Raw genomic sequence first — 15557 nt, 5'->3', positions numbered from 1 at the left:
CCGACTTCTCGGCATCGGCAGGAAATGACTTCCAGAAGCCAAAGGAGTCGTTCATGGCCTGGATCTACCTCGTTATCGCTGGGTTTTTCGAAGTCGGTTGGGCCATCGGCCTCAAATACACCGAAGGCTTCACGCGCATCGTGCCTTCGACGCTGACCATCGTCTCGATGATAGTCAGCGTGTTGCTGCTCGGCCTGGCGCTGCGCGAACTGCCCGTCGGAACGGGCTATGCAGTCTGGACGGGCATCGGCACCGTCGGCACGGCCGTGCTCGGCATCTATCTCTTCGGAGAGCCTGCGACGGCCGCGCGCCTCGCCTGTATCGCGCTCATCGTTTCCGGCATCGCCGGGCTTAAATTCCTCTCCTGACGCCAACAGAAACAATGCGTTAGCGCGAGTATCGGAATCAATTTCCGAGCGACTTGAATCTGTGCACGAGGAGCCCGGGTGTTGCGCAAACTCCCGGGTTCCATGCTTTTGCGAAGAATCGCGAAAAAGTTAGCTGCGCGAATTTGCAGGTGCTGTAATCGTTGCTGTGTTCGCGGCCATTTGGGGGCATCGAACATCACAATATCGCCGGCTTGCGTCACCCGGTCTTTGAGGATCAGGAGATATTTCGTGCCTATCAAATGGCAGGAAGTGGCAGTTGCGCTGTCCGTCGTTTTTGCACTCGTCGTGGCCAAGTATATGCCGATCGTAAGCCAGCTTCCGCTGGCGCGGGTGGCCGGTATAGTGTGCTTTTCCTATGCAATTTTCCTAGCCCTGCGCCTGCTCCAGGCCGACGATCCCGTGCGGCTGGGCGAATGGACTGAGCTGCGGCCCTCGCTAATGGAAAAGTTCGGCGCGCTGGCGCTGGCGGTGTTCTCGGCGTTGATCGTCTACGCGATGCTGTTCATCGATCGCGGCCATACGGCGTCCCAGCAGATGATGTTCTACCTGACGCTGGCCGTGGTGTTCGGGGCAGGGGCGCTTGCCATCGCTGCTACCTCCATCTTCACCCGGGTGCGCTGGAACCACCAGCATATCGAGCACCGCTCGACCTTCGGGCGGCGCACGACCATTGCCTGGCACGACGTGGCCGGCGTCACCAGTGAGTGGCGCGGCGTCACCATCCATACCGCGCAGGGTAGCAAAGTGCGGTTCTCGCCCTACCAGGCCGGCGCGACGCAGCTCGCCCGGCGGGCCGAGCACACAGCGCGCCGCAACGCCGCCGCGGCATCGTCGCGCGAAGCCTCATAGGGGCTGGCATGCGAAAGGTGGGGGCTTTACTGTGTCGCCACCTCAACCGCATCGCGCCACCCCATGAACGAAATCGCCTCGCCCCGCATCGCGCGCTCCGTATGCCCGCATGACTGCCCCTCGACCTGTGCGCTCGATGTGGAGGTCATCGACGCCCACACGATAGGCCGGGTGCGCGGCGCCAAGGACGATCCCTATACAGCCGGTGTCATCTGCGAAAAGGTGGCTCGCTACGCCGAACGCATCCACCATCCGAACCGGCTGCTCCACCCCATGCGCCGTGCAGGTGCCAAGGGCGAGGGCAAGTGGCAGCGCATCACCTGGGACGAAGCCTTCGAGGAGATCGTGGCGCGGTTCCGCACGATCGAAGACGAGTTCGGGCCGGAGGCGATCTGGCCCTATTTCTACGCCGGCACGATGGGGCACGTGCACCGCGATGGTATCCACCGCCTGCGCCACGCGCGTGGCTATTCCCGCCAATACGAGACCATCTGCACCGGCACGGCCTGGCCAGGCTACCTCGCGGGCACCGGCTGGCTGACCGGCACGCACACAGAGCAGATTCTCGAAAGCGATTGCCTGGTGATCTGGGGCACCAACCCGGTGCACACGCAGGTCAACCTCATGACCCACGCCATGCGCGCCCGCAAGGAGCGCGGCACGCGCATCGTGGTGGTCGACATCTACCGCACGGCGACGATGGAGCAGGCCGATATGGGCCTCATGATCCGACCCGGTTCGGATGGCGCGCTGGCAGTTGCCGCGATGCACGTGTTGCTGCGCGAAAACCTTGCCGATCGCGAATACATGGCCAGGCTCACGGATTTCGGACCGGACTTCGAAGCCCACCTCGCCACCCGCACGCCGGAATGGGCCTCTGCCATCACCGGCCTTTCCGTCGCCGAGATCGAGGACTTTGCCCGGCTCGTCGGCACGACGCCGCGCACCTTCTTCCGCCTGGGCTATGGCTTCACGCGCCAGCGCAACGGCTCGACCAATATGCATGCGGCGCTTTCGATTCCCGCGATGACCGGCGCCTGGCAGCACCGCGGCGGCGGCGCGTTCCACACCCATGGCGGCGCCTGGGCGCTGGACAAGTCGCTCATCACCGCCGCCGAGCTTTCCGACCCCAATGTGCGCTGGCTCGACATGTCCGAGATCGGTCCGGTGCTCACCGGCGATGCGCGGGCGCTCAAGAATGGCGGCGCAGTCAAGGCCCTCTTCATCCAGAACACCAACCCGATGAACGTCGCGCCCAACCAGGAGCTCGTTCGCGCCGGCTTTGCCCGCGAGGACCTGTTTACGGTGGTCCACGAGCAATTCATGACCGAAACCGCCGACATGGCCGATATCGTGCTGCCGGCGACGATGTTCCTCGAACACAACGACTATTACACGCGCTCCGGCCATAGCCGCGTGCTGTTCGGGCCGAAGGTCATAGAGGCTCCCGGCGAGGCGCGCTCCAATTTCGCGGTGGTGGGTGAGCTGTCGCGCCGGCTTGGTGTCGAGCACCCGAGCCTCGAGATTTCAGATCGCGAAATGGTGGCCGAAACGCTGCGCCGGTCCGGCTATGGCGAGCTGGCCGAGATCGAAGTCACAGGCTTCGTCGACCGCGCGCTCCCCGACGAGACGGCCCGCTTCGCCGACGGCTTCGCCTGGCCCGACGGCAAGTACCGCTTCGCGCCGGACTGGCAGGGCGCCGCCGACAAAAAGGGCTACCAATGGGGCTGCGACCCGGCCATCCTGCCGCGCTTCGCCGACCATTGGGACGTGAACGAACCGACGGACGAAGACCATCCCTTCCGCCTTGCAACCAGTCCCGCGCGTGCTTTCCTCAATTCGACGTTCACGGAAACGCCGGGTTCGCGCAAGCGGCATCCCGAACCCGTGGTCTTCCTGAGGGCCGAAGATGCGGCCGAGCTTGGGATCGCCGACGGCGACGCCGTGACGCTGGGCAACCGGCGTGGCGAGGTCGAGCTTACCGCCCGCTTCTTCGAGGGCATCCAGCGCGGCGTGCTGATTGCGGAAGGCATTCATGCCAACCGCTCGCATCGTGGCGGCAAGGGCATCAATACCCTCATCGGCTCAGACCCGGCGCTGCCCTTCGGCGGCGCGGCATTCCACGATTGCTCGGTCTGGATTCGCCCCAGCTCTCAGCCGAAATAGGCGGCCCAGAAATAGTAGAGCGTCAGCCCGCTGCCATAGATGATCACGGTCCAGCGGATCAGCTTGGTCGGCACCTTGTGCGCAAAGCGCGCGGCGAGATAGGCACCCGTGGTCACGCCGATGAGCGCGATGGTGCCGTGATACCAATCGATCGAGCCGTTTATGGCAAAACGCACCACGGCAATGGCAGCCACGATCGATGAGATCCAGAGCTTGAGGGCATTCATCGCGTGAATGTCCTCGAGCCCCGCCAGCGCCAGGAAGGCGAGCAGCAGGATGCCGAGGCCCGCGTTGAAGAAGCCGCCGTAAAGGCAGATCAGCGCAAGCGCGCCCAACAGCGCCACCGCTCCAACCACGGCAAGCCGACCATGCCCGCGTGAATGCGCTGCGATCCAGCCGTTGATGCGCGCCCCGAAGGCGAAGAGCACGACCGCGAACAGCATCAGCCACGGCACGACGCCCTGGAACTGCTCGTTGGAGACATGCAGCAGGAGCTCGGCGCCGGCATAGCCGCCAACGATGGCGACGATGGAATAGGGGAGTAGCCGCGCCTTGTGGGCGCCCAGATGTTTCCAGAGCCCGGCCGCGCCGCTGACATAGCCGGGCAGGGCGGCATAGGTGTTGGACGCATTGGCCAGCACCGGCGGCACGCCGGCGACCATCAGCGCCGGAAAGACGATGAACGAGCCGCCCCCGGCGAGCGTGTTGACGCATCCGCCCAGGAGGCCGGCAACGAGAAGCAGAAATTCAGTCACGGCGGCAATCCCTTATCAACGCCCACACTAGCCGAAGCGCTCGGCAAAGCCAGTCATGTTTGCCGCGCATGGCAGGCAGGATGGTGCGAAGCTGTTGACATGCGACCCGGGCGGAGCCATATGGCGCTCAGGTTGCTGGCACCCGCCGCTCGCCGGGATAGACCCGAAGGTGAAGCCCAGCCACGCTCGATTAGCGTGACGTTCAGGATCGTACCCTCAATTCGAGGCGGTTCATGGCAAGGCGAGCCCCATGAGACTTTCCGCTTCGCATTTGTGAGGACGATATGTCTTTTTCTCTCGACCCCGTCAGCGCGGCCAGTCTCAAGGCCGAAGCTAAAATCCTGCGCGAAGAGCGCGCCGGTATCGGTGAAGCGATCACCCACGGCGCCGCCCTCGAGATCGTTGCCCGTTCGCATGGCTATCGCGACTGGAACACCGCTCGCGCGGCCTTGCCCGAACGCGTGCCGACGCCCGTCCAGGTGGGCGAGCGCGTAGAGGGCTTCTATCTCGGCCAGCCCTTCAAGGGCCTGGTGATCGGCGTCAACCTGCTTTCGGACATGCGGCACTACCAGGTGACCATCAAGTTCGACGAGCCCGTAGACGTGGTCAAATCCGAGCTCTTCTCGGCCTTCCGCCAGCGGGTGACCTCGACGGTCGACGTCTATGGCATCTCCCCGGCCCGAACCGGCGACGGCGAGCCGCAGATGCGCATCATCCGCTCTTAGACCAAGAGGCGGCGGGACACCCTCCCGCCGCCTCTTTCCGTTACGCCGCGGCAGCGAGCCCCCCGCCAGTCCACGGCAATTTCCTTTTCCCGCCACAAACCCCCTTGCGCTCGCGAGGATATCCCTTATACCCACCCGTGCCGGAGAGGTGGCCGAGTGGTCGAAGGCACGCCCCTGCTAAGGGCGCAGATGGTGATGAACTGTCTCGAGGGTTCGAATCCCTTCCTCTCCGCCACTGCCATTTGGCTGGCATCGATGCGGCGTTCTCAAGGCTTTCTTCGGAGAGCCTTTTTGCTTTCTGCTTCGGCCTGGCGCGACTTCACCAGGCATCCGACCATACTCTTCAGATAACCAGTCTTATCGCGAGCCAATCGCACAGGCATTATCGCGCCAACGTCTTCGGTAGCGGAGATTGGCGATGAGAGTGCTCGTCGGAGGATTGTTGCGTGCCATTACCGCAATGCACGAATTGCCTCAGAGGCTGGCGGCTTACGGTGCGGCCAACATCTCGCGCAACTGGTGTCGCCTCGACCCTCCAGTACGTTCAGGATGACTTCAACTGCCTGCATCAGGATCTTTACGGCGACCCGGCCGGTCGCCGGCGCCAGCGGGAATTATCGCGTCAACCTGCGCCACGGCGTGAGCCGCATCCGCTCCGGCATGCGGCATACCCTCGGCATCATCTTCCATGATGGAGGTAAGTGCCAGGCGCGGCTCACACGTCAGAGGCCGAGCAAGACTCCCGCGCCGATAATCGCCAAGACGAGGCCCGAAATCGCCACATAGGCATAGTCGCGCTCCCCCAGGAAGATAACCAGCAGCAGCGCCACGCGCGCCACAGGCAGGCAAATGAAAAGCGCGACGCCTATTTTGACGATGTCATGGCCACCGAGGATCATCCCCACGGCAATAACCGCCGAGGCGAGCCAGGTGCCGTAGCGAGGAGCCCGGCAATGAGCTGCTCGCGGCGTTCATAATTGTCTGCTGCAGGCTTCATGCCGGGCCTCCTGGGATGTCGATGCCAAAGGCACTGAGAAGCATCTGGACGGCGAGTAGCGCGAGAACGACGACGAAGAAGACTCTAAGCTTGTCGGCGGGAAGCCCGATCAATGCGCGCGCGCCGACAAGCGCTCCAATGACCGAGCCGAGCGCGACCGGCCCGGCGATGTCGATATCTATGTCCCCCCGCACGAAGTACGCCGCGGCGCTGGCGGAGGCCGTCACCCCGATCATGAAATTGGAGGTTGCCGACGAAACCTTGATGGGCAGCCGCAAAGCGGTGTCCATTGCCGGGATCTTGAGGACTCCCGAGCCGATGCCGAGCAGGGCCGAAATCAGTCCCGCCCCGTACATCAAGGCGAGACCGAGAGGCACGCGCCCGACCTGATAGGGCACGTCCTTCCCCAGAACCCGGTCGGGAACGCTAGAGTGCAGACGCAGCACCGTAGCCCAGCTCTTCACGTTCGGCGGGCTTGCGTCCACCACCTCGTGTCGACGGGCAAGCATCTGTTGCGCGGAGATCGCCAGAATGACGGCAAACAGCCCGTAGAGAAACGACGTCGAGGCGATGCCGACGAGAAAGACGCCAGTAAGCGCCCCGAGGGTTGTCGCCGTCTCGAGGACGACGGCCAGCCGGATATTGGTAAGGCGTCCCTTGAGGAACGGCGCAGCGCTTCCACACGAACATGCGATGACGGAAACAAGGCTGGCGCCGATCGCCACGCGGATGTCCACGCCGAAAAGAAGGGTGAGAATCGGTACGATGAATATGCCGCTGGCCATACCCAGAACGCCACCGAGGGCGCTGGCGCCAAAGGCGGCCGCGAACAGCCAGGAAATCGTCGATAGCTCCATGCAGGCTTCTCCGCTTCCTCCAGTCGAAGGTCATTTTTCCTTGATTTTTATAAAGGATTCGGCGGTTTCGATCGGCCCTGAGGGCGACTATCCCCATGTTATGGCCTGGCCGACCACAACCTCTGTCATTTGATCGCAGTTTCAGAATGCTTGGCTTTCGGACGCCTTTGTTCGCATGGCGTCAGCAGGTCTTTTGCCGATACCGATCTCGTTCCCATCCAGGCCGTAATGCATGACCTTGCGGACGCCTTCGCCGGGGACTTCCTCGGCGCCGTATTGCAGGCCGCGCCCGTTCCCTTGCGTCCTTACACCATATCGGCAGTCGCCTTCGGCCCCGCGTGAGGCAGGGCGGCGCCGAGCTGGCTTCCTTGCCTGAAACCCCTTCGGCTCCTACGATTGTGCTCATCGCGGGCGAGAACTGACCGTCGCTCGAAAGCGGCTACCCCGAGGAGATGAAATCATGGAAATCATTCGCGCTGGAACCAGCGCCTCCAACAAGGGGCCTGCAGATTGGTTCACCGGCGCGGTCCGGATCGATCCGCTGTTCAACCCCTTCGCTCCCGACCGCGTGCAGGGCGCCCATGTCACGTTCGAGCCCGGTGCACGGACGGTCTGGCACACCCATCCGCTCGGCCAGACGCTGATCGTCACCTCCGGCGTCGGTCGAGTTCAGCGCCTGGGCGGCCCGGTCGAGGAGATACGACCCGGCGACGTCGTCTGGTTCGACCCCGGCGAGAAGCACTGGCACGGCGCTGCCCCGAACACCGCCATGACCCATATCGCGCTCCAGGAAGTCCAGGACGGCAAGGTTGTGGACTGGATGGAGCACGTTACCGACGAACAATACAGCGGCTAGTCGCGCTCAAACTATTTTCTCACCCCCGATCAAAATCGCGCCGGTTCAATCGTCATTGCCATAGGAGCGGGAACACGCCCGCTCCGTGACCGTACCGGAACAAGGCGATTTCCCATGACCATCCCCGCCGCCATGCGCGGCCTCCAGCAAACATCCCTCCGCGGCCCGCAGGATCTGGTCCTGGTCGACAACCTGCGCGTGCCCACCCCAGGTCCCGGCGAGATCCTGATCCGCGTTACCGCGGCAGGTATCAATGTCGCCGATCTTTCCCAGGCGCACGGCACCTTCCTCGGCGGTCCGCAGCCGCCTTACATCGCTGGCTTCGAAGGCGCCGGCGAGATCGTGCAATTGGGGGAGGGCGTCGAAGGGTTCGAGCTCGGTGCGCACGTCATCGGCGTCGGCTACGGCGCCTTCGCCGAATACATGGTCCTCCCGGCAAGAGCCGCGCTGCCTCTGCCGCCGGGCTGGAGCGACGCCCAGGCGCTGGGGCTCGTCGTCAACCTGCCGACAGCCGTCGCGACCCTGAAGCTCGGCGGGATTGCACCCGGCCAAACCGTGCTCATCCACGCCGCTGCCGGCGCAACGGGCCAGGCAACGACCAGGATCGCCAAACACTACGGCGCCACCGTCATCGCCACCGCCTCGCCCTCCAAGCACGCTGTCGTAGAGGCGCTGGGCGCCGACTACGTCCTCGATTCCCACCACGCCGACATCGCCGCCGAAGTCTCGCGCATCACCGGCGGCACCGGCGTGGACCTCGTGCTCGAAACCGCCGGCGGCGCGACATTCGAGGCCAGCCTGGCATCGGCCAGGCGCATCACGGGCAGGGTGGTCGTGTCCGGCCTGCCCGGCGGAAACGCGAGCCTGAGCAATTGGGACCTGGTCTACCGGCACCAGGTGCACATCATCGGTTTCAACATGGGCATGCTCATCCGCGCCACACCCGCCTTGTTCGGCGAAGTCATGGGCGAGCTTTTTGCGCTGATCGCGGCCGGCGTCATCGCGCCCGGCAATCCCACCCTCTATCCGCTCGCCGATGGCCCGTCGGCTCTGGCGGCGCTGGAAAACCGAACCAGTGTGGGTAAGCTGGGCCTCACGCCCTGATGGGAACGAACCATGCAATACATGCTCCTGGTCCACTGGAACGAAGCCGAAAACACCGCCGCCTCAGATGAGCGGAAAGCCGAGAGCTTCGCCGCTTACGCAGCCTATGCCGAAGCGCTGCGGCAGGCGGGGGCGCTGGTTACCTCGGCCGGCCTCCAGCCCTCGACGACGTCGACCATCGTGCGCGCACCCGATGGTCGCCCGGCGCTCTGGGACGGTCCCTATGTGGAAAGCAAGGAGCAGCTCGGCGGCTATTTCGTCATCGACGTTCCAGACCTCGATGCCGCCATCGCCTGGGCCGTACGCTGCCCCGGCGCGGAGCGCTACGCTGTCGAGATCCGGCCGTTGATGGTTTATTGAGCCGCCGTATGCCGGAAACCTCCGATGCCGTCGCCGAAGCCGTAGCCCGCCGCAGCTACGGAAAACTCGTCGCCATTCTCGCGGCCCGCACCCGCGACGTGGTCGGCGCGGAGGATGCCCTTTCTGAGGCCTTCGCTGCGGCATTGGCGGATTGGCCCCGCCACGGCGTGCCGGACAATCCGGAAGCCTGGCTCCTGGCCATCGCCCGTCGAAAGCGCATCGACGCCAGCCGCCATGACAAGGTCACGACTGCTGCCAGTGACCATCTGCGGCTCATCGCCGAGGAGTTGCAGGATATGTCGAGCGAAACCCGACCCATTCCCGACCAGCGCCTCGCCCTCATGTTCGCCTGCGCCCATCCGGCCATCGAGCCCGGCATCCGGTCGCCCCTGATCCTGCAGACCATCCTCGGCTTCAACGCCCAGGCAATCGGCTCGGCCTTCCTCGTCGCACCGGCAACAATGGGTGCCCGCCTGTCCCGCGCCAAGGCCAAGATCAAGGCCGCCGGCATTCCCTTGCGTGTCCCCGACCGCTCCGAGCTGCCCGACCGCCTTTCGCCCGTGCTTGAAGCCGTCTACGGCGCCTATGCCGGCGGTTGGAACGACCCGGCCGGCGCCGATGCGAGCCTGCGCAATCTTGCCGGAGAGGCTATCTGGCTGGGCCGGTTGATCGCCGAACTTCTCCCGCAGGAACCCGAAGCCCTCGGCCTTCTCGCCCTCATGCTCTATTCCCACGCTCGCCAGGCCGCGCGGCGAGACCAGCATGGCGAATTCGTTCCTCTCGCCGACCAGGACATCGCGCTCTGGGGTCACCCTATGATCACCGAAGCCGAAACCCTGCTATTGCGCGCCAGCAAACTCGGTGGGTTCGGCCGCTACCAGCTCGAAGCCGCCATCCAATCGGCCCATATCGACGGCCGCCGCAGCGGCTTGACCGACTGGCCAGCGATCGTGCAGCTCTACGACGGCCTCTGCGCCATCACGAATTCACCCGTTGCCCTCATCAACCGCGCCATCGCCGTCGCCGAAACACAAGGACCTGCCGCAGGCCTGGCCGCGCTTCCGACAGCCGATAATCGCCTGGCCGAATACCAACCCTATTGGGCCGCCCGCGCCGAACTACTCGTTCGCCTTGGCGATATCAGCGCGGCGGATGCCGCATACACCAGAGCCATCGGTCTCGAAGCCGACCCGGCCGTACGTCGCTTCCTGCAGAAGCAGCGCAGCGGATTGAGACCTGCATTGCGCTAAACAGTAGTCACTTGCCGGCACGGCGCGTGGTGCTGCCTATGCCTTCAGCACGACGACCTTCGTGTTGACCGGCGTCCGCGAATAGAGGTCGAGCATGTCCTGGGTGAGCAGCCCGATGCAGCCGCTCGATACGCCCTTGCCGATGGTCTCGGGCATCCGCGTGCTGTAGAGCGTATAGAGTGTATAGGCGCCGTTCTGGTAGAGATAGAGCGTGCGCGCGCCGAGCGGATTGTCGAGGCCAGGAGCCATGCCGCCGGCATACTTGGCCGCTTCCGGCTGGCGGGCGATCATTTCCTTCGGCGGCGTCCAGACCGGCCATTCGGCCTTGCGCCCGACATAGGCATCGCCGCTCCAGCGGAAGCCGTCGCGGCCGACATTGGCGCCGTACCGCGTCGCGTTCCCGTCGCCTTCGATGCGATAGACGTAGTAATTGCGCGGATCGACGATGATCGTGCCGGCAACTTCCTTGGTGTCGTAACGCACCGTGCGGCGGAAATATTTCGGGTTGAGCTTGCTGACATTGACGGCCGGGATCGGGAAGCGCTCATGGGGCACCGGCCCATAGACCCTCTCCGCCTCGGCAACGGTCATGGAAGGGCCGCCGCCGAACGACGTGCAACCGGCAAGACCCAGCGCGCCGATGCTGGCCGCCGAACCGACCAGGAACGACCTGCGGCTCAAAAATCCCGGCTGCGCGTCCGTCTTGTCGCTATCGGCAATCCGCTCATTGATCATGATTTGACGTCCCCGTTTCCCTGGCCGAACCAATGCGTACATGGCGCGGTCTTTGACGGGAGATTGGTACCGCAAGATTCGGTTGGCAAGCTCGGCCTATTTGTCTTGCACGGAATCCAGGGCATCTCCGTTTCAAGTGTTACCGTGGAGCCTCAACTAGAGCTTCACCGCGTTACCCGTCCGCACGCTTTCATCGGCCGCCAGGCAGATGTGGAGCGACATCACGGCGTCGTTCATGTGGCGGCGCAGGTCGAAATCCTCGGTGATGGCGCGATAGACGAAATCCTGCTCGCGATCGCACAGGCCCTGGTGGTCGGGCTCGCCATGCATGTCGAGCCAGGTGTCCGGCTGGGCCGGCTTGTTGTCCGCTCCGAGCGCACCGTGATGGACGAGGATGCGCGAGGTCTGGGTATGGGCATTGATGTCGGCCGAGGCCGCGCCCTGTTCCATGACGATGGAGACCGCGCCATTGGGCGAGATGACGTCCTTCACGAAGAAGGCGGTTTCCGACATCATCGGGCCCCAGCCGGCCTCGTACCAGCCGACGCTGCCGTCATCGAACAGCACCTGGAAGTGGCCGTAATTGTACATGCCCGCCGGCAGGCCCTTGGCGAGCGTAACGCCCATGCCGCGCACCTCCACCGGCCTGGCGTCGGTGATCTGGCACATCACATCGACATAATGCACGCCGCAATCGACGATCGGCGAGGTCGTCTGCATGATCGAGCGATGAATGTCCCAGGCCGCGCCGCTCGATTGCTGGTTGAGGTTCATGCGGAAGACATAGGGGCCGCCAAGATTGCGGCTCTCTTCGATGAGCTTCATCCACGAGGGGTGGTGGCGCAGGATATAGCCGATCACCAGCTTGCGGTTATTGGCTTCCGCGGCGGCCACCACGCGACGGGCGTCTTCCACCGTAGCCGCCAGCGGCTTTTCGACGAAGACATGCGCGCCGGCTTCCATCGCCGCAACGGCGTAGTCGGCATGGGTGTTGGTGTGCGTCGCGATGGAAACCACGTCCGGCTTGAATTCGGCCAGCGCCGCCGCAAAGTCGTTGCGAACGGGGTAGGGGCTCAGGGCCTCGGGCAGGTTCGGCGTCGAGCGGTTGACCAGCCCAACGATTTCGAAGCCCGGATGCCCATGATAGGCCAGCGCATGGCTGCGGCCCATCTGGCCGAGGCCAACGACCAATACCCTCAGTTTTGTGGCGGTCATGTTCGTCTTTCGATCTGTCAGATTGTGCGGCGCGCCTGGGCGATCTGGCGTGCGCCCAGACTTGCCAGCGCGACCGAGTAGAGGGTCGGATTGGTGGCGGTTACCGTCGGGATCACGCCATTGCCGGCGACGTAGAGATTTTCGAAATCCCAGACACGGCTGTTGCGGTCGCAGACGCTTGTTCCGTCATTGCTCTCGCCCATGCGCACGGTCCCCTGGTAGTGCAGGGAACTGCCCACCGGCAGCACGATGGTGGCAAAGCCCGGGGCAGGGCGACCGATGATCTCGGCAATGCGGATCGCGGTGGCTTTTGCCCTTTCGAGCCGCGCCCTGTCGCCCTCCGACTGCTTCCACTTGATCGAGATCGAGGGCAGGCCGTGCCAGTCCAGATGCTCGTCATCGAACTCGAGCCGGTTATCGGCATCGATGTCAGAGGGGCAGAACACGCCCATGCCCACCGGCTGGCCGGTAAAGCCCGGCGTCCTGTCGATGGAACTCAGGGTCGTCGCGTGGATGGTCACCGAGAACGGGAAATCGTTGGTCGCCGGAATCCAGTTCATCGCCCGCATCGGCGGATCGCTCTGCATCTCGGCCATCTGCGAGACGATGTAGTGATCGTTGATGTATCGGCCGAGCGCCGCCGGCCGAATGCCGGACGCGTAGAGCAGTTGCGGCGTGTGAAGCGAGTCGCAGGCGACGACGACGGTACCCGCCGCCAGGAACCACGGCTCCTCTTCGCCCGCGCGAACGAGCTCCACTCCCGTGGCGCGACCATTTTCATGCACGACCCGACGGCAGATGGTTTCGGCAAGAATCTCGAAGGTCTCGGGCGCCTCATCGACAAGCGGCCCCAGCACGACGTCGGTGCCGTGATAGCGCAAGCAATCCGGCCCCGGCGTAGCCGCCAGGGGCATGGCCCGCACCGTCCGGTCGGGGCCCCGGCCGGGGTTGAATTCCTCGCCGAGCTTTTCGCGCAGGGCAATGGCCGTCACGTCGCCCGCATTCGGGTCCTTGTTGGTGCCGAGAAGCCCTTCGGCGACCTCGATTGCTGCCTGCAATTCATCCGCCGGGATGAATGGAACACGTTCCGCCTGCGACGGCGTCGGCGTGCCGGTCGACCACTTGGTGCCCATGCCACCGACATTGGCCGCCGCGAAGCCGGCAAAGAGGCTTTCGCTCGGATCCGACTCATTGGCGATGAAAAGGCCGGAGCGGCGCAGCATCGACGCATCGAATCCGCCGGCGCGGCGCGCCTCCCACTCTTCCTTGCTGATCGAGAGGCGTGGCGTGCGATCCCCGCCCTGCGCCTGCACCTCGAGCGCGGCGCGCTTCTTGAGGTCGGTGACATTATCGAGATGCCCCCCGACCTGCGGCAGAATCTGTGGTCCCGCCTCCACCATCACTATGCGGGCTTCTGGCCAATCGCGGCGGATGACCCGCGCATAGGCGCTACCGGTCGGGCCGCTGCCAATGATCACGACATCGGTGGATTTTGCGGACATGAGGCTATCCATGTGTGCTGGTATGTAATTGGTATCAGTGATTTAATTCGGCGTGTAAAGTCGCTCGTGCGATCCGTCACAAAATCATTTCCATCGGGCTATCTCGGCCCGCCCTTTCCCTCAATCGGAGCTGCTCCACCATGAAACTGGGTCTTTCCTCCTATAGCTTCCGCCCGATGCTGGTGGATGGCCAGCTGACCGTCGACGGCATGTTCGATTGGCTGCGCGAAAACGGGGCGGAGCATCTCGAAATCGCCACCTTCTCCTTTGCGAAGCGCGGCACCGAGGCGAACTACGACCTTGCCTCCGAAGAGGAGACCCTGCGGCAGCTCGAAGCGGCTTCCGCGCGTACCAATATTCCCATCTCGGGCTTTTGCATGGCGGCCAACTTTCTCGGCTCCGACAGCGAGCGGCGCGCCCAGATCGAGAACGTGAAGCGCTATGTCGACCTTTGCCAGCGCTTCGGCGCGGGCTTCCTGCGGCATGACGTGGTGCCCTGGCACCTGCGCCCCAGCACCGAAGAATTCGAGCGCGAATTCGCCGTCATCGCGGATGCCAGCCGGGAAGTGGCCGAATACGGCGCCGCCCACGGCGTCGTCACCAGCGTCGAGGACCACGGCTTCTTCATGAATTCGAGCGAGCGCGTCCTGCGCCTGATCCACGCCGTGAACAACCCGAACTTCCGCTTCACGCTCGATGTCGGCAATTTCCTCTGCGTCGATGAGGACCCGCACGTCGCCACCCGCCGTAGCCTGCCCTTTGCCAGCTTCGTACACCTTAAGGACTTCTATGTGCGTCGCACCGAGCCCGGCCCGGGCTGGCTCGAGACTGCCGGCGGCCAGTTCATCCGCGGCTCGGTGTTCGGCTTCGGCGACCTCGACACCAAGGGCCTGATCGAGAGCGTCGTTGCCTCCGGCTACGATGGATTCGTGTCGCTCGAATACGAGGGCAACGAGCCCACCCTTTATGGCTGCGAGGTTGGCCTCAATAATATCCGCCGCATGCTGGACGAGGTCAGAGGCTGACGATCCGGTCGAGGCGCGCCTTGATATCGGCGAGGTGCTGGCGATTGCCGCCCGGCACCTCGACCGAAACCCAGCCATTGTAGCCGATTGCGGCAAGGCTGCGATTGACCTGTGCCCAATCGATATCGCCTTCCCCGAGCGCGACATCGAAGCCCTTCCACGGGCCTTCGGCATTCATGCGCTTGAGGCTGTATTCCTTGATGTCGATGCGCATGATGCGCGAGCCCAGGGCCTCGATCCAGTCGCTCGGACGGCCATAGCGCATGACGTTGCCGACATCGAAATACCAACCCAGGCGCGGGCTGTCGAAACCGTCGACAAGGTGCGCAGCCTCCAGCGGGCTCAGCAGGAAGTCGTTCCACACGTTTTCCAGCGCAATCGAAACGCCGATCTCCTCGGCATGCGGCAACAGCCGATCGATGCCTTCGACCGCCCGATCATAGGCGGCGGCATAACTCGTCTTGTCGTTGACGACGCCCGGCACCAGCAGCATCGTCTCTGCCCCATAAGCCTTGGCCAGCCGCAACGCCTCGATGGTTGTCGCCACGCACGCCTCGCGAACGGCCGGGTCGGGATCGGTCAGCGGCGTCTTCCAGTGCGCCGCGTTGACGACACCCGGAATAGCCAGCCCGGTCGCATCCCGCGCCGCAAGAACTTCCGCAACCGGCAGATCGTTGGGAGCATCGAGCTCGATGCCGTCAAACCCGAGATCGGCAACGAGCCGGAACTTGTCGCCGATGGAAAGATCTTCCTCGATCATCGACCATTTAAG

Annotated in this window: 16 protein-coding genes, 1 tRNA gene and 1 pseudogene; 11 read left to right on the top strand and 7 right to left on the bottom strand. The window is 64.1% G+C overall.

What is annotated here, in order from left to right; translation table 11 throughout:
* Positions 1 to 53: 53 nt before the first annotated feature.
* The 3 genes from sugE to JNE37_RS22000 all read left to right on the top strand — a co-directional run bounded on the left by sugE (position 54) and on the right by JNE37_RS22000 (position 3404).
* Positions 54 to 368: a quaternary ammonium compound efflux SMR transporter SugE gene (gene sugE / locus JNE37_RS22010; RefSeq protein ID WP_035035851.1), complete on the top strand. Its 315-nt coding sequence runs from the start codon at positions 54 to 56 to the stop codon at positions 366 to 368.
* A gap of 249 nt (positions 369 to 617) precedes the next feature.
* Positions 618 to 1238, top strand: coding sequence for a PH domain-containing protein (locus JNE37_RS22005; protein WP_035035849.1), 621 nt, complete (start codon positions 618 to 620; stop codon positions 1236 to 1238).
* Positions 1239 to 1301: 63 nt separating this feature from the next.
* The gene (locus tag JNE37_RS22000) at positions 1302 to 3404 is read left to right on the top strand and encodes a molybdopterin-containing oxidoreductase family protein (protein ID WP_203064842.1); all 2103 of its coding nucleotides are present in this window, start codon (positions 1302 to 1304) and stop codon (positions 3402 to 3404) included.
* Here the strand turns inward: JNE37_RS22000 and JNE37_RS21995 are convergent.
* The gene (locus JNE37_RS21995; protein ID WP_182397536.1) at positions 3392 to 4159 is read right to left on the bottom strand and encodes a sulfite exporter TauE/SafE family protein; all 768 of its coding nucleotides are present in this window, start codon (positions 4157 to 4159) and stop codon (positions 3392 to 3394) included. The genes JNE37_RS22000 and JNE37_RS21995 overlap by 13 nt on opposite strands.
* A gap of 284 nt (positions 4160 to 4443) precedes the next feature.
* Here JNE37_RS21995 and JNE37_RS21990 point away from each other — a divergent pair, with 284 nt between their 5' ends.
* The 3 genes and pseudogenes from JNE37_RS21990 to JNE37_RS22730 all read left to right on the top strand — a co-directional run.
* Complete coding sequence (locus JNE37_RS21990; protein WP_203064841.1) at positions 4444 to 4884, top strand: glyoxalase superfamily protein; 441 nt, start codon at positions 4444 to 4446, stop codon at positions 4882 to 4884.
* Positions 4885 to 5026: 142 nt separating this feature from the next.
* Positions 5027 to 5119: transfer RNA gene (locus JNE37_RS21985), tRNA-Ser, on the top strand.
* A 298-nt stretch (positions 5120 to 5417) separates the two neighbouring features.
* Positions 5418 to 5577, top strand: a pseudogene (locus JNE37_RS22730) (2OG-Fe(II) oxygenase); the annotation flags it as partial.
* A 29-nt stretch (positions 5578 to 5606) separates the two neighbouring features.
* Here JNE37_RS22730 and JNE37_RS21975 read toward each other — a convergent pair.
* Both JNE37_RS21975 and JNE37_RS21970 read right to left on the bottom strand, forming a co-directional pair.
* A complete protein-coding gene (locus JNE37_RS21975) occupies positions 5607 to 5783 on the bottom strand; it encodes a DUF1634 domain-containing protein (RefSeq protein ID WP_203066456.1) in 177 nt (58 codons plus the stop codon).
* 94 nt (positions 5784 to 5877) lie between these two features.
* A complete protein-coding gene (locus JNE37_RS21970; protein WP_203064840.1) occupies positions 5878 to 6738 on the bottom strand; it encodes a sulfite exporter TauE/SafE family protein in 861 nt (286 codons plus the stop codon).
* Between the two features lie 460 nt (positions 6739 to 7198).
* Between JNE37_RS21970 and JNE37_RS21965 the strand changes: the two genes are divergently transcribed.
* From JNE37_RS21965 to JNE37_RS21950, 4 genes are all read left to right on the top strand, one after another.
* Positions 7199 to 7594: a (R)-mandelonitrile lyase gene (locus JNE37_RS21965; protein WP_203064839.1), complete on the top strand. Its 396-nt coding sequence runs from the start codon at positions 7199 to 7201 to the stop codon at positions 7592 to 7594.
* A 114-nt stretch (positions 7595 to 7708) separates the two neighbouring features.
* Positions 7709 to 8698 (top strand): zinc-binding dehydrogenase, encoded by a 990-nt coding sequence (locus JNE37_RS21960; RefSeq protein WP_203064838.1) that lies wholly within the window; start codon positions 7709 to 7711, stop codon positions 8696 to 8698.
* Positions 8699 to 8710: 12 nt separating this feature from the next.
* Positions 8711 to 9058, top strand: coding sequence for a YciI family protein (locus JNE37_RS21955; RefSeq protein ID WP_203064837.1), 348 nt, complete (start codon positions 8711 to 8713; stop codon positions 9056 to 9058).
* Between the two features lie 8 nt (positions 9059 to 9066).
* Positions 9067 to 10308: an RNA polymerase sigma factor gene (locus JNE37_RS21950; RefSeq protein WP_203064836.1), complete on the top strand. Its 1242-nt coding sequence runs from the start codon at positions 9067 to 9069 to the stop codon at positions 10306 to 10308.
* Between the two features lie 36 nt (positions 10309 to 10344).
* On the opposite strand, the gene JNE37_RS21945 is transcribed toward JNE37_RS21950, so the two are convergent.
* The 3 genes from JNE37_RS21945 to JNE37_RS21935 form a co-directional block, all read right to left on the bottom strand.
* Positions 10345 to 11043, bottom strand: a complete 699-nt coding sequence (locus JNE37_RS21945; protein WP_182397526.1) for a L,D-transpeptidase family protein — start codon at positions 11041 to 11043, stop codon at positions 10345 to 10347.
* A 156-nt stretch (positions 11044 to 11199) separates the two neighbouring features.
* On the bottom strand, positions 11200 to 12258 hold the full coding sequence (locus JNE37_RS21940) for a Gfo/Idh/MocA family protein (RefSeq protein ID WP_203064835.1): 1059 nt from the start codon (positions 12256 to 12258) through the stop codon (positions 11200 to 11202).
* Between the two features lie 17 nt (positions 12259 to 12275).
* Entirely contained in the window at positions 12276 to 13760 is a 1485-nt protein-coding gene (locus JNE37_RS21935) for a GMC oxidoreductase (protein ID WP_203064834.1), read from the bottom strand.
* Between the two features lie 140 nt (positions 13761 to 13900).
* Here JNE37_RS21935 and JNE37_RS21930 point away from each other — a divergent pair, with 140 nt between their 5' ends.
* The gene (locus tag JNE37_RS21930) at positions 13901 to 14785 is read left to right on the top strand and encodes a sugar phosphate isomerase/epimerase family protein (protein ID WP_203064833.1); all 885 of its coding nucleotides are present in this window, start codon (positions 13901 to 13903) and stop codon (positions 14783 to 14785) included.
* Here the strand turns inward: JNE37_RS21930 and JNE37_RS21925 are convergent.
* Positions 14775 to 15545, bottom strand: a complete 771-nt coding sequence (locus JNE37_RS21925; RefSeq protein WP_203064832.1) for a sugar phosphate isomerase/epimerase family protein — start codon at positions 15543 to 15545, stop codon at positions 14775 to 14777. The genes JNE37_RS21930 and JNE37_RS21925 overlap by 11 nt on opposite strands.
* Positions 15546 to 15557 lie beyond the last annotated feature (12 nt).

The sequence above is a fragment of the Paradevosia shaoguanensis genome (assembly GCF_016801025.1).
GTDB classification, from domain to species: domain Bacteria; phylum Pseudomonadota; class Alphaproteobacteria; order Rhizobiales; family Devosiaceae; genus Paradevosia; species Paradevosia shaoguanensis.
Note: the sequence above shows the minus strand (reverse complement) of the source record. Positions and strands in the feature narration are given on the sequence as shown.

Bases quoted from the DNA above. Each gene is read 5' to 3' on its own strand.
- sugE (WP_035035851.1), top strand. From the start codon at position 54: ATGGCCTGGATCTACCTCGTTATCGCTGGGTTTTTCGAAGTCGGTTGG.
- JNE37_RS22000 (WP_203064842.1), top strand. From the start codon at position 1,302: ATGAACGAAATCGCCTCGCCCCGCATCGCGCGCTCCGTATGCCCGCAT.
- JNE37_RS21990 (WP_203064841.1), top strand. From the start codon at position 4,444: ATGTCTTTTTCTCTCGACCCCGTCAGCGCGGCCAGTCTCAAGGCCGAA.
- JNE37_RS21975 (WP_203066456.1), bottom strand. From the start codon at position 5,783: ATGATCCTCGGTGGCCATGACATCGTCAAAATAGGCGTCGCGCTTTTC.
- JNE37_RS21970 (WP_203064840.1), bottom strand. From the start codon at position 6,738: ATGGAGCTATCGACGATTTCCTGGCTGTTCGCGGCCGCCTTTGGCGCC.
- JNE37_RS21965 (WP_203064839.1), top strand. From the start codon at position 7,199: ATGGAAATCATTCGCGCTGGAACCAGCGCCTCCAACAAGGGGCCTGCA.
- JNE37_RS21960 (WP_203064838.1), top strand. From the start codon at position 7,709: ATGACCATCCCCGCCGCCATGCGCGGCCTCCAGCAAACATCCCTCCGC.
- JNE37_RS21955 (WP_203064837.1), top strand. From the start codon at position 8,711: ATGCAATACATGCTCCTGGTCCACTGGAACGAAGCCGAAAACACCGCC.
- JNE37_RS21950 (WP_203064836.1), top strand. From the start codon at position 9,067: ATGCCGGAAACCTCCGATGCCGTCGCCGAAGCCGTAGCCCGCCGCAGC.
- JNE37_RS21945 (WP_182397526.1), bottom strand. From the start codon at position 11,043: ATGATCAATGAGCGGATTGCCGATAGCGACAAGACGGACGCGCAGCCG.
- JNE37_RS21940 (WP_203064835.1), bottom strand. From the start codon at position 12,258: ATGACCGCCACAAAACTGAGGGTATTGGTCGTTGGCCTCGGCCAGATG.
- JNE37_RS21935 (WP_203064834.1), bottom strand. From the start codon at position 13,760: ATGTCCGCAAAATCCACCGATGTCGTGATCATTGGCAGCGGCCCGACC.
- JNE37_RS21930 (WP_203064833.1), top strand. From the start codon at position 13,901: ATGAAACTGGGTCTTTCCTCCTATAGCTTCCGCCCGATGCTGGTGGAT.
- JNE37_RS21925 (WP_203064832.1), bottom strand. From the start codon at position 15,545: ATGATCGAGGAAGATCTTTCCATCGGCGACAAGTTCCGGCTCGTTGCC.